General features: G+C 59.3%; 9 protein-coding genes. 1 reads left to right on the top strand and 8 read right to left on the bottom strand.

Features of this window, described 5'->3' with window-relative positions; genetic code table 11:
- Positions 1-20: 20 nt before the first annotated feature.
- From rsmA to ABAC460_RS49530, 3 genes are all read right to left on the bottom strand, one after another.
- Positions 21-848 (bottom strand): 16S rRNA (adenine(1518)-N(6)/adenine(1519)-N(6))-dimethyltransferase RsmA, encoded by an 828-nt coding sequence (rsmA, locus tag ABAC460_RS28370; RefSeq protein ID WP_023451983.1) that lies wholly within the window; start codon positions 846-848, stop codon positions 21-23.
- Positions 845-1,846 carry a 4-hydroxythreonine-4-phosphate dehydrogenase PdxA gene (pdxA, locus tag ABAC460_RS28365; RefSeq protein ID WP_031236363.1) on the bottom strand — a complete coding sequence of 334 codons (1,002 nt, stop codon included), beginning with the start codon at positions 1,844-1,846 and terminating at the stop codon, positions 845-847. The genes rsmA and pdxA overlap by 4 nt, the downstream gene beginning before the upstream one ends.
- 138 nt (positions 1,847-1,984) lie before the next feature.
- Positions 1,985-2,134, bottom strand: a complete 150-nt coding sequence (locus ABAC460_RS49530; RefSeq protein WP_023451981.1) for a hypothetical protein — start codon at positions 2,132-2,134, stop codon at positions 1,985-1,987.
- Here ABAC460_RS49530 and ABAC460_RS28360 point away from each other — a divergent pair.
- A complete protein-coding gene (locus ABAC460_RS28360) occupies positions 2,133-2,933 on the top strand; it encodes an alpha/beta fold hydrolase (protein ID WP_023451980.1) in 801 nt (266 codons plus the stop codon). The genes ABAC460_RS49530 and ABAC460_RS28360 overlap by 2 nt on opposite strands.
- 138 nt (positions 2,934-3,071) lie before the next feature.
- Here the strand turns inward: ABAC460_RS28360 and ABAC460_RS28355 are convergent, their stop codons facing one another.
- The 5 genes from ABAC460_RS28355 to ABAC460_RS28335 form a co-directional block, all read right to left on the bottom strand.
- Positions 3,072-6,143, bottom strand: a complete 3,072-nt coding sequence (locus ABAC460_RS28355) for a hypothetical protein (protein WP_162150291.1) — start codon at positions 6,141-6,143, stop codon at positions 3,072-3,074.
- A gap of 203 nt (positions 6,144-6,346) precedes the next feature.
- Positions 6,347-7,636: a peptidylprolyl isomerase gene (locus ABAC460_RS28350; protein WP_023451978.1), complete on the bottom strand. Its 1,290-nt coding sequence runs from the start codon at positions 7,634-7,636 to the stop codon at positions 6,347-6,349.
- An 85-nt stretch (positions 7,637-7,721) separates the two neighbouring features.
- On the bottom strand, positions 7,722-10,286 hold the full coding sequence (locus tag ABAC460_RS28345) for an LPS-assembly protein LptD (RefSeq protein WP_235075755.1): 2,565 nt from the start codon (positions 10,284-10,286) through the stop codon (positions 7,722-7,724).
- Positions 10,287-10,366: 80 nt separating this feature from the next.
- Positions 10,367-11,509, bottom strand: coding sequence for an LptF/LptG family permease (locus ABAC460_RS28340; RefSeq protein WP_023451976.1), 1,143 nt, complete (start codon positions 11,507-11,509; stop codon positions 10,367-10,369).
- Positions 11,506-12,696, bottom strand: coding sequence for an LptF/LptG family permease (locus ABAC460_RS28335; protein WP_023451975.1), 1,191 nt, complete (start codon positions 12,694-12,696; stop codon positions 11,506-11,508). Before ABAC460_RS28335 ends, ABAC460_RS28340 begins: the two co-directional genes overlap by 4 nt.
- Between the last annotated feature and the right edge of the window lie 95 nt (positions 12,697-12,791).

Genomic DNA, 12,791 nt, shown 5'->3' with positions numbered 1-12,791 from the left:
CCCAAAAACGGGGTCCGGTGTTATGTCAGTGCGGTAGCCAGACGCAGGAAACCGTCCGGGTGCACCTGTTCGGCGCGCAGGGTGGCATCGATTTCAGCCTTATCCAGCAAGGCCTCGCCGCCCAAAGATTTGAGAGACGATCGCAACATTTTTCGCCTCTGGCCGAACGCGGCAGCGGTCACTTTTTCGAGATTTTTAATTACCGCGGCCGCCGGGCGCTCGGCCCTGGGCACCAGCCGCACCACGGCGCTGTCGACCTTGGGCGGCGGCGTAAAGGCGCGCGCCGGCAGGTCCATCACCTTGACGCCGTCACACAGCACCTGGGAAATGACGCTCAACCGGCCGTAATCGTCGTCGCCCACGGGCGCCACGACGCGCAAGGCGACTTCCAACTGGAACATGAGGGTCAGCGACTTCGGTTGCCACGGCCCTGTCAGCCACTTAATCAGCAGCGGCGTGCCGACATTGTAGGGCAGGTTGGAGACGATGTGCGCGCCGACGGGTAGCTTGCGATCCGCCAGCAACTGCGCTTCGTCGACCTTCAGCGCATCGCCATCGATGACCTCGAACCGGTCGCCATAGGCGCTGTTCAACTCACTCAACAGTTCCAGAAAGCGGGAATCTTTTTCGACGGCAATGACGTGCGACGCTTCGGACTCGAGCAGGGCCCGCGTCAGCCCGCCGGGGCCCGGTCCGACCTCGATGACGGGATCACCATCGAACGGCCCGCCCAACCGCACGATCTTGCGCGTGATGTTGAGATCCAGCAGGAAGTGCTGACCGAAGGCCTTCTTGGCCATCAGCCCGTGCTGTTCCAGGCTTTCGCGTAAGGTCGGCAAGTCACTCATAAGGCACGGTTCCGGCTAATGGTATCGGCGGTGCGGATGGCGGCGATCAGGCTGTCGGCGCGCGCCACCCCGCTGCCGGCGATGGCAAACCCGGTGCCGTGGTCGGGCGAGGTCCGCACGATCGGCAGGCCCAGGGTGATATTGACCCCGCTCCAGAAGTCGAGCGTCTTCAGCGGCACCAGACCCTGGTCGTGATACATGCACAACGCCGCGTCATAGCCGGCGCGGGCGTCATCGTGAAACATGCTGTCGGCGGGCAGGGGGCCGCGGATGTCGATCCCCTCGGCCCGCAACAGCTCCGCCGCCGGGATCAGCATCTCGATCTCTTCACGGCCGATCGTGCCGTCCTCGCCGGCGTGGGGATTGAGCCCGGCCATGGCGATACGCGGCTCCGCGACGGCAAAATCCCGCTTCAGCGCCGCCTGGGTGATGCGCGCGATCTCGGCGACACCTGCCACCGACAAGGCCGGCGGCACATCCTTTAACGGCAGATGGATGGTGGCCAGAACGACCCGCAGGTCCCTGGCCGTCAGCATCATCACCGGCGTCGGCGCCGGGCCGTCGCCCTCGCGGCACAGCTCGGCCAGGTACTCAGTGTGGCCCGGAAACTTGAAGCCGGCTCCGTATAAAACCGACTTGGCGATGGGGGCGGTGACCAGGCCACGCGCCTGGCCCGACCGGCACAGCTCGACCCCGGTCCGGATCCATCCGATGATGTGACGGGCATGGACGGCGTCGGGGTGTCCGGCCACGGCGTGCACATCCAGAGGTCGATCCAGAACCGGTATCGCCTCTTCGAACACATCGGCGGTCTGGTCGACATCGTCCACCACGACGACAGGCGCTTCGAGATCGCGCAGGGTGCGGGCATCGCCGATGACGCAAAAGGCCAGCCCGGTGTCATCCTTCAAGGCCCGCCACGCCTTGACGGTCAGTTCCGGGCCGATGCCGCACGGATCGCCGAGCGAAAGCACAAGGGGAGACGAAGCAGGTGTCATGGCTGTCAGATACGCGCTTCCGCGGCGCAATGCAGCAAGAAAAGTAGCCTTAAAATCACCTCTCCCCGCGTTTGCGCGGACTTCGAACCCGCGCTTACCCCCTTCTTACGAAACGTACCGTCTCATCGCCTCGAAACGTTAGCCCTCAACATCTAATTGCAATTGCCTGAGGGCTTGTGAGGCGCGCAGGAGTATCCAAATGCCGGCAGCCACGTTGAACAAACGCCAGCTCATCGCCATGACTGTGGCGACGGCAGTTCTTTCCACATCATCCCAGGCGGTCGTCATGACATCCAATACCGTAACCTCGAAAGACGGCACCCGGATCGCCTTTGACCGGGCGGGCGAAGGAACAGCCCTCATCCTGGTCGGTGGTGCCTTAAGCGACCGGTCGGGGAGCGCACCCCTGGCCAAGGTGCTGTCACCACACTTCACCGTCTTAAGCTATGACCGCCGGGGCAGGGGCGGCAGCGGTGACACAGCCCGCTATGCCGTCGAACGCGAGATCGAGGACATCGAAGCCCTCATCGACGCAGCCGGTGGAACGGCCTTCGTCCATGGTCAGTCGTCCGGTGCCGTCCTGGCCCTGGAGGCCACGGCGAAACGCCCTGGCAAGGTGCAAAAGCTCTCCCTGTATGAGCCCCCGTTTATCGTCGACGCCAGTCGCCCGCTCCCACCCAAAAACTACGTCACCCGCATCAACGACCTGATTGCCGCCGGCCGTCGTGATGACGCCGTAGCCTTCTTCCTGACCGACGTGGTAGGCACGCCTGCCGAGGCCGTTACCAAGATGCGCGGCATACCGGCTTGGCCGGCGCTGGTGGGCTTGGCCCATACCCTGCCTTACGACATCGCTGTCTTGGGTGACGGTATGTCGGGCGCGCCGCTGCCGGCGAATAAATGGGCCTCCGTTACCGTTCCAGCCCTGATAATGGACGGCGGCGCGAGCCCGACATGGATACGAACGTCAGCGCAGGCGCTGGCCGAAGTACTGCCCCATGCTAAACGCCATACCCTGGAAGGTCAGGCGCACAACGTCGCGCCGGAGGTCCTCGGTCCCGAACTGGAGCGCTTTTTCCTAGATTGAAGGAGCGTCGTCGAATGAGGCCTTCGGAGGGGCCAACGAAAAAAGCGCGCCTATGGGGACACGCTTTTCTAACTCCGAAACAGGCCAATCACTCGCTGATTTTGCGTCCTCCCGTGTTTCGGTGGCCTTGGATATCTGTCAATTCTCGACTTGGCGACGGAGTATACCCGAGATTGTCAAGATTGTGAGCGAGGTGATAATCCATCCCAATATCGAATATATCGCCTTCGCCCATCGCCAAGCGGCGGCCTTGGGCTCAGAAGAAATTTCGCATTGGCTTTCCTGGCGTAAGTCAATTGCCGGAATGAAGACGTCGATCGCATAAAGAGACGGTTGGATGGATGTTCCGCAGTCTAGTTGCTGAGGGAGTTTGGCATTTTCTCGCGACGCCACCATTCCCGCAGCAAATTTTTCACTGGTTTCATTGCGCGTTGACACGATGGCCGTATTCACGGTCGACGTGGCAATGACCATGACAGGTTTTCGCTTCGTCCCTTTGAGAACATTGTAGACGGGAACAAGGTTGGCAGATTTCGGCCTTTCAATTTCAGCAATATATCCACGGTCAGCGATAAGGAAGCCGAGCCAACCGATAAACAGGAAGACCAGAAATGTCCAGATAGCCCTTTGAGGGCTAAGTCCATAATCGAATCCCCACCGGTATAGTAACAATACCGGCCTCAGAAGCACAAATGTCTTCAAGCGGTGTTCCAATTTTAGTTTGGAAATTAGAATTTTCCGTGATTCCGTATCATATCCGCGGGCGCGCAAATATTTTGCTAATTGTTCGTAAGGAAATGGACGAATTTCATCTTTAGTAGGCTGAGACTTGATTACATATTGCTTGTCGAGCCAGTTCTTCCTCATCGCGTGAATAGATCGCTTTAGGGAGGTATTCAGAAAAATTGCCAGAAGGACAAGCGGGACCAGAATGCCGAGTGCAATTGGTAGGTGCGGGAATGCGCCGTGCAGGAGATCGTGCGATTTTCTGAATTCCCAAGGCAGAAGGCGTCTGACAGGTTCGAAGAAAAGAAGGAAAGCGAAACCACCCAGGAGTAGTCCGTCCACCAGGACATCCAGCCGCGTGGCACGCAGCTTTTGCTGCGCGGACGCGAGTGCGTTCCTCAACTTGTGAGCCGCGAGTTGCCGTAGAAGGACGCGGCTGGGCACCTTAAAGGTGCCGTCAGTCGGGGACGTAGCGTGGATACTGCCGTCAAAACTAGGGTCTCGAATGAAATCATATTTGAATTCGTCGAGGAAAAGCCGTCCGTTTCCATAGCCTTCGCCACTCTCGTCAGCGAGTTCACGAACCTGGGTTCCGTTGATGAGCCAATTCCATTCATCTCGATTGGCCGAAGCTTCCAGTGATGTCCAGTCGGGCAGGTGGTTCCACTGATCGAATTTCAGATGAGTTCGAATCATCCAGATGTAAAAATCGATAAAGACCTTCCCATAAGCCTCACCGAACGTTTCGGAAAATCGCTTTCGCGTGTATTTCAGAGACCTTCCGGGCTGCAAGAAGTCAGATGCGGCTTGGAATGTCGACTTATCAATTTGCTCGGTATTCTGAAGGCAGTATCTTGCAAATCGAACGGCTTCGAAATGGCTGATATTCTCAACGCACGTCTTGGAAAAGACAGGCAAAAATTCTGGGTTATCAATCAGAGAGTCGTCGTAGTCGTTGGAATCATGGTTGAATGTCAAAGAACATATTTTATAACCAAATTCATTACGCGAAATTCCGATTGTGTCTGCGTTCAATTTTTCCGCAACGCTTTTTGATATGTCATTGAAAATACCATATACTTCTTTTCCGAAGTCGTAATAATATTGACCGCTGTAGGCGTATTTTTTTAATGGATTGACGAATATATTTTCATTAAAAAAGTATATTGATTTTAAGTCTAGAGATAATTCATAGTTTCCTGATGTCGGACTTAGAATTGAACTGCGACGGAGAGGGCGGTTTTTCTCTACTTCAAAAGTGCCGAAGACGACAGCGCCGCCAAAATCAAATTGCTTGAATACGGAATTGGCAATTATCAAATTACCATTGACGTTTATGGATTGAAAATTACCGTACAATATAGACGTAATTGATGTATAAATTTGCCCAATTCGTAAATCTCCAGTAATGTTGGATAGGTAAAAATTCGCAGATATATTTATACAAGTTTGAGTTATTTTTAAATTGCCGCCGATCTGAGAGTTCGGGGCGAACACATATCCATAAATTGTTGTAGAGACTAATGATAAATTTCCACCGATCTCTATTCCCGAAGCTCGGATGCTGCATCTCAATGTGGTGTTGTCAATTGAGAAGAACCCGCCGATTTTTGCATTATTGAAGCAAATTCGGAGCGGTATGTCGGCTGAGGGGTCTCCTGTCGCGCCGAAGTCAGCGTCCAAAATAGAGTGATCGAGACCTATGTTGCCGCTGACAACGGCGTTATCAGCGAGTATCAGGCTTACGGGGTGGCTGGTCCACTCTCCACAATGCAGGAAGTGGCATCCGTCCAGTTGAAGGTCACCGTCTATTTTGGCATCCGGTATGACAAGGGCTCGGTGCGCCGGGCGCTGTTTCTCATCCCCTGAGCCGTAAACTTCGAAGGAAGAATTCGAAAAGCTGGCGTGCCCGCTAACTCTCAGATTCCTAGCGTAAAAGGCGTCTGTATCGTGGCCGGAAAAATAACTGTCTTCTGCATAGAGGGCGCCGTTTATGCGTCCACCATCCAAACTAACCTGCGTCCCTTCTCGAGAATTTTGATCGCCACGGACATGTGAGAGCTGCAGTGGCCCATCGACAAACACATCCCTCGCGAGAAGAGCCGGAAATGCCGATTGCTCCAAGCTCAGATATCGAAAATGCGCTCGCGAAACGTCGATGACCCCGTCGAAGCGGCATTCCTTCAACACCAAGGGGACGGCGGGGCCTCCGTCCGAGGCGCGAACGCCGACAAGGTCCAGTGAACCGGTTATGGTGGCATCGACGATCGTCACGCCGGATGAGGTCAGACCGACACTCCGGGCCGTCGAGGCCTTGTCTAGCAGAACGGGAAGCCCCAGGAAAATAGCCCGCAGAGCTGCCGCGGAAAGCGCAACATCCTTGCCTGGCGTGTAGGGCGCAGCCTTTTCAATTGCCAGCACCAATTCGGTTTCGTGGTAACTCAACGAAATTGCCGCGGTTTTTCCGCCGTCGCGATCGAACATCATCCGTCTCCCCAATTGCGCAGAGAATGCGAACAACATCCGAAATCCGCAACAGAGCTCTTGGGAAAGCGCGGACTTTTCTCGAGGTTGTATCGGGAATGCCACTCTATCTCTGGAATGGCGCAGTAGTTTTCATGGCGCGCGCAAGCCAAAAGCGCGCCCTTTCAGACGCGCTTTTTCAAAAATTCAACTCGCCTGAGACCTCAGTGGTTCTCGATCGTCGCCGAGCCGCGCAATTCGCGCAGGTAGCGCTTGCCCAGCATCGAAAGACGCGTATTGACCAGCTGGCTTTCGACCTGTTCGCGTGTCATGGCGTTTTCACCCGCCAGTCGCCGGTCGCAGACATAGACCACGTTCATAAACTGGCTGTTGCGCAGCGGCTGTGACACCGAGTTGCCCTTCAGCGGCTTCAAAGCCGCGGCATAGTCCGGCAGCAGGGTCGACAGCTGGGCTTCGCCCAGGTCGACGACCCGGATATTACCCGGCGCCTTGGCTTCATCCAGAGCATCGCAGCTCGACACCTTCGAGCGGAAGCTGACCAGAGCGCTCTGGGCGCTGGCGACCTCCGATGCCGATGCATTGGGCGCCAGCGGAATTGCGGCCTGCTTCAGGTGCATGACCATGTCGCCATCGCCCGACGTCTTCTGGCGCACCAGATAGATATAGACCCCGTCCTTGGTGGTGATCGGCGGCGTCATCTCGCCCGGCTGGGCGGCCGCAAGCGCGGCTTCGATCGCCGGATCGACACTGTCGGCGACCAGCCAGCCGGCGTCACCGCCCTGGGCGGCCGACGGCGCGTTGGAGAACTGCCGCGCCACCGCCTGGAAGGGTGCCGCGCGGGCCTGGAGCTGATTATAGAGCTGCTGAGCGCCCTTCTGGGCGTTTTCCATCCCGCCCGCCTGGGCTGGGTCGAGGAAGATTTCGGCGACCAGGTACTGCTGCTTCTGACCATCGGCCACGATGCGGTCCATCGTGGCGTCGACCTGGGCCGTACCGACCTTGGCGTTGGACTGGTAGCGCCCGCCGACCAGCCGGCTCCAGCCGGCTTCGGCGCGGATCTGGGCCTTCAGCGTGGCCGGCTCGATGCCGACCTTCTTCAGTTCGGCCAGGAGCTGCTCGCCCGTCAGGCCCGACTGGGACGCCATGCGCTCCAGCTCTTCATTGATGTCGTCGTCACCGACCTTGACCTTCCAGTGCTCCAGCTCCTGCATCTGCAGGCGTTCGTCGACCAGGCCGTTGATCGCCTGCTGCTGGAAGGCGCCGTAGTTTTCCTGGGTGACCTGGACACCCGAGGTAACGATCAGCAGCAGCATGCGCTGCTTCAGGTCGTACGAGGTGATCATGTCGTCATTGACCGAGATCAGCATGCCTTCGGACAACTGCGGCAGTTTCGGCGCAGGCGCGTTCTGGTCATAGCCGGGAGCCGAGGCTGCGGCGGCCGAACCGGTGTCCGGGGTGGCTTCCTGAGCCAGGGCGGGAGCGGTCAGGGCCAAGGCGGCGGCCGTCGTGAGAAGGGCGGAGCGAAGGAGGTGCCGAGATACGTGCATGTACATTCTTTTTGGGTGTTCGCAGGTGGAGTTAGCGGACATCGTTAAATTCCGCACCAGATGATCCCAATGTGGATAAATTAAGGCGGAACAATATCGCCGATGACGGCTTGCCGCGCAACCGGTAGGCTTCGGAATCATTTCTCTGGTAGATCAGCTCGTACCAGATGCAATCGTTGCGATAGATCACGCTGACCGTCGACCGGCGCCAGGTGTTCTCGACCATGTCGCGGTCCAGCCGCGCCGACACACCCCAGTTGGGCGTGATGAAGTGGCGGGCATACAGTTGCATGTTGCGGTAATTGTCGCCGAACCGCTGCAATTTCCCGTTCTGCACAACGCTTGGATTGGTCAGGAGGTCATTGAAGACATAGCGCAACGTCGCCCGGGTATTGGGCCGCACCACGCTCAAACCAACTTCGCCCTGGCTCAGCTTCGTCTCCTGGCTGTCGACGCGCAGACGGCTGTAGCCATACAACCCGTTGGAGGTATCGAAGCTGGCATTGACGATCCAGTCGGAGTTCTTGTTGCCCAGGCCGTACAGGTCGTAGGTGTAATCAACACCCTGGACTCGGCGCGTTTTGAGGAATTGTGTCTCCGGATTATCACGCAGGGTCCGCCCGATCAGACCCTCGACCTTCAGGCCGGAGTCGAAGACCAGCCGCGTCTTGAAGCCCAGGTTCAGGCGTGCGCCGGACTCATAGACATCGAAGCCCGGCGAGCGGTTGGCGATGAACAGGTTGGTGGCGTCGAATTCGAACGACTGGCTGTCCTCGGTCGGCAGCAGCGCGTCGTCCTCGAATTCCGGCGATATGGCCAGTTGTGCCACCGGCTCGATAATGGCGGTCACCTTGTCGTAGCGCTTGATCAGCGGATAGCTGACATTGACGCCGGCCGTGGTCAGGCCGCGCGACAGGTCGCCTTCCAGACCGCTGGAATCGAGGTTGCTCAGCTTGTAGCTGTCGTGACGCGCTTCCAGGAAGGGGGCCCACTTGATGCCGCTCTTCGTGGTCATGTCGCCGTAATATTTGGCCCCGACGCTGACCCGCGCCGTATCGAAGCCTGACGACCCGTCGGCTGCCGCCGGGGCGACGTCGTCACCGGGATATTCCTTGTGCTTCAGTCCGATGGCGTTCAGCGACAGGGTCAGTTGCCCGCCCAGGACGCGATGATGCGGCGACCACGACGCCTCGATCATCGGGGCGATGGTCGGGTAGATCTGCGAATCCACGGCGATCGGCTGGTCGGCCGGCGACAGGCCCGAGAACTGCATGTTCTGGAAGCTGAGGACATTGAAGGCCAGGTAGGCGTTCGAGGTCTGGCGCGTGACATTAACCTGGTTGATCAACTGGCGCGAATCCACCGTCAGCTCGCCGTAACGCTCATTACGGTTGAAGGCGTCCTCGATGTCGTAACGCTCGAAGAAGTTGGCGAAGGACCGGCCCTTGCCGATCGGATGGCCGGCGCGATCGAGGATCGTCTCCTCGGCATCGTCCTTGACGTGCTCGGCGGTGAAGCTCCAGCGCCAGTCCTCGTTGATTTTGAAGCGGCCGTCGGCCAGGATGTATTCGCGCACATCCTCGGAACCGATCTTGGTGCCTTCGTTGTCGAAGAAGGATTCATTGGTGAAGCCGAAGCGGGCATGCAGCACGCCCGAATAGAAGTGGCGCTGATAGTCGAGGTTCAGCAGCGGCGCCACGCCGGCGTTCAGTTGCGGGCTGATGATCAGGTGCTGGTACGGTGAGATCGACCAAAGATAGGGCAGTTCCACCGAGAAGCCGCGCTTGCGCGAGAAGGCGATCTTGGGCGGCAGCAGGCCCGAGGCGCGCTCGAGTTCCGGGTCGGGCGTCCACATATAGGGCGCATAGAAGACCGGCACGCCCGACAGCTTGAACATGGCGTTCTTGTAGTAGACCATCTTCTTGTCGCGGCGCTGGGTAATCTCGCTGGCCTGGATCGACCACGACGGTTCCTGGGTCTCGCCTTTTTCGACGCAGAGCTGGCACGGCGTATAGACCACATCGCTCAGCCGGCGGGTATCGGGATTGACCGCCTCGACCTTGCGGGCGAACACCTTCTGCTCGTCGGCGCCCAGCGAAGCGAAGTTCTCCGACACGCCCGACTGCATCTCGTCGTCGTACGAAATGTAGTCGGCGAACTGGACGCTGCCGTCGGCATTGATGGTCTGGGTGTGACCGCTGGCGATGGTGACGCCGGTATTGGGATTGTAGCTGACCGTGTCGGCGCGGATGATCTTGCCCTTGTGGCGCATCTCGACGCGGCCATAGGCAATGATCAGTTCGTCCTCGGTCTGGGCGATCTGATCGGCTTCGATATAGGCCGCGCCCTCGACCAGGCCGTCCGGGCCGACCTCGCCGTTGCCCAGGGTGGTGCTGGGGCGCACAGCCGGTTGGGTATCGGGGAGTTCCTTGACCTGGGCGGCCTGGGCCATCGCCATTTCAAACGACAGCTGGGTCAGGGTCGAGGTGCCGGCAGCCGCCGTCGACTCGGACGCGGCGCGCGCCTGGGACGCACCGCCGCCGATGGCCATGAGGGACATCAGTCCCACACCCAGCTTGAGAGAATTACGCTTCATCATGGCCCGCAATAGAATCCCGACTCTTGTGTAACACAAAACGGCGGTTGGAAACGACAAACTCAGTCCGGTCTGACACGTCAGCCGTCCTCGGTATAAACCAGCAGCGTCATGGCCCCCAGCATGGCCAGCACGGCCGGCGACCATCCCGCCAGAGCAGCGGGGATGACGTCAGCCTTGCCCATCGAAGCAAACAACTGATTAACGAAGAAAATGACAAAACCAAGGCTGACCCCCGATGTGACCAGCACGGTCAGTCCGCCCAGGCGCATCAGACGCAACGAGAACACAGCCCCCAGCGCCGTCATGGCGGCAAACATCAGCGGCGTCGACAACAGTTGATGCAGCTTCAGCTCGTAGCTGGTGGTCGAGAAGCCCGACACCTGGTTCTGACGGATCAGGCCCGGCAGGCGCCAGAACGGCACCGACTGAGTCGAGGCGTAACGCTTGAACGCCTTCTGCGGGTCCAGGTTCGAGGACAGGGTCAGGACATTGTAGAACTGCGCCGGCTTGTCCAGCGTGTATTCGTAGGCGTCCTTGAGCTGCCAGGCGCCGGGGCGCAGCGTGGCCTCGCGGGCGTCGACCCGTTCGATAAAAGACGGCGCGCCGCGGCGGTCGGTGGTGTAGATCCAGAAGGTAACGCCGCGCAGGTGGCCGAGTTGCGGCGAGGCCTGGCCATCGGCACGGATGACGACCTGCTGGTTACCGTCGCCCTGGCGCAGATAGATGGATTGGGTCGGATCGGTCGGCGTGAAGGCTTCGGCGGTCTGGACCTTGCGTTCGTAGACGTCCTGAAGGTGCGAGGCGACCGGGTTCAGCACGCCGATGGTCAGGATGCCGAAAGCGAAGGCCGACAGGGTCGCCGGCAACACGAAACGCCAGGCCGAGACTCCGGCGGCGCGCATGGCGATCAGTTCGCTGCGGCGGTTGAGGTTGACGAAGGCGAACAGCGCGCCGAACAGGAAGGCGAAGGGCAGCAGGATCAGGATGGCGCTGGGCGAACGCTGGAACAGCATGAGCAGCACTTCCAGCCCGCCCAGATCGGCGCGCGCCGCCACCGAGCGCGAGATTTCGACATAGTTGATCAGCAGGATCAGCGCCGACACCACCAGCAGGGCCGACGAGAACATGGCGATGCAGGTTTGCAGGATATAGGTTTCCAGCCGGCTGCCGCGCCAGGGATTGAAATAGCTCAGCCAGGACAGGATGGCGGCGCGGTTCATATCCGGGTCCTCCGCGGGGCGCCGAAATCGGCGCTGGAGGTGCGCAGACCCGCATGGGGCGCCGTCGTGCCGCCGATTATGGTGACCCCGGTATGGTCACGCTTGTGGATGACGCGCAGGCACAGGATGATCGGAATGATCGGCACCAGGTACTGCAGGAAATTCAGGATGCCCGCCTCGGCGCCGATGGTCTGCATCACCACCCCCAGCAAACGGGCAGTCACTGCCACGCCGGCGGCCACGGCGATGCGCCGGGTGTAACCGCCACGGTTGAAGCCCCCGCCCAGGACGGCGGCAATGGCCAGCAACACGAAGGTCAGATTGTAGAGCGGGGACGCGATGCGGGAATGGCCTTCGGCCACCAGCTTGCCGACATTCTTGCGCTCGTAATTGCCGCCGCCGCCCGGCAGCTTCAGATTGGGGAAGAACAGTTCGTGCAGGTAGCGCTCCGATTCCTTGAAGGTCAGGGAATCGTCGCTGGCGAAATAGGGGGAAATGTCGATGCTGTATTCGTCGAAGGTGATGTGATCCAGTTCGCCGTTGGAAATCCACTGGGTCGAACCGTGGCGCAGGATCAGCAGGGACGCGCCGTCGACCTCGGTGATCTTGCCTTCGCGAGCGACATAGGTGCGGTCGCTGCCACCTTCGGGAGCGGGGGTACGGATGTAGATCTGGCGCAGCAGGCTGTTCTGGTCGATGCGCTGGACATAGATGGTCAGGCCCGACGGCGAGGTCGAAAACTCCCCCTCCCTGACCATGGTCGAGACCAGGTCGTTCTTGGCCCGGAAAAGTTCCTCGCGCATCAGGCGCGCCGACCACGGTTGCATGAACAGGTTGGAAGCCAGGCTGAACAGCAGGAAATAGACGCCGATACGGATAATCGGTGACGACGCCTCGCGCAACGACATGCCACTGGCGAAGGCTGCGGTAAATTCATGCTCGCCCTGCAGTCGGGTCAGGGCGACCAGGGTGCCGACGAACAGCGCGATCGGAAGGATCAGGCCCGACAGCAGCGGCATGGACAGCAGGGTGACCTTGATGAAAGTCCAGGCGTCCTGGCCGTATTCGACCACCAGGTCGAACTGCGTAAGCGACTGGCTGATCAGCGCGATGGCCGTCAGCGCGGCGACCGCGCCGGCAACCGGCACGATCATCTGACGGAATATATAGCGATCCAGCGTCCGCATACGGTCTGAAGTCTTCTCTCTCAGTCGGGTGTTCCTTTTGACCGTTTGAGAGGTTAATTACAAGTCTCCGTTGGCGGCGCACAAAATTTTCGCAA

It is taken from the genome of Asticcacaulis sp. AC460 (genome assembly GCF_000495795.1).
GTDB lineage: Bacteria > Pseudomonadota > Alphaproteobacteria > Caulobacterales > Caulobacteraceae > Asticcacaulis.
The sequence above is the reverse complement of the archived record's forward strand: the minus strand, read 5'-3'. Positions and strand labels throughout refer to the sequence as shown.

Excerpts from the sequence above, each read along its gene's own strand:
- rsmA (WP_023451983.1), bottom strand. The coding sequence starts at position 848 with ATGAGTGACTTGCCGACCTTACGCGAAAGCCTGGAACAGCACGGGCTG.
- pdxA (WP_031236363.1), bottom strand. The coding sequence starts at position 1,846 with ATGACACCTGCTTCGTCTCCCCTTGTGCTTTCGCTCGGCGATCCGTGC.
- ABAC460_RS28360 (WP_023451980.1), top strand. The coding sequence starts at position 2,133 with ATGACATCCAATACCGTAACCTCGAAAGACGGCACCCGGATCGCCTTT.
- ABAC460_RS49530 (WP_023451981.1), bottom strand. The coding sequence starts at position 2,134 with ATGACGACCGCCTGGGATGATGTGGAAAGAACTGCCGTCGCCACAGTC.
- ABAC460_RS28355 (WP_162150291.1), bottom strand. The coding sequence starts at position 6,143 with ATGTTCGATCGCGACGGCGGAAAAACCGCGGCAATTTCGTTGAGTTAC.
- ABAC460_RS28345 (WP_235075755.1), bottom strand. The coding sequence starts at position 10,286 with ATGAAGCGTAATTCTCTCAAGCTGGGTGTGGGACTGATGTCCCTCATG.
- ABAC460_RS28340 (WP_023451976.1), bottom strand. The coding sequence starts at position 11,509 with ATGAACCGCGCCGCCATCCTGTCCTGGCTGAGCTATTTCAATCCCTGG.
- ABAC460_RS28335 (WP_023451975.1), bottom strand. The coding sequence starts at position 12,696 with ATGCGGACGCTGGATCGCTATATATTCCGTCAGATGATCGTGCCGGTT.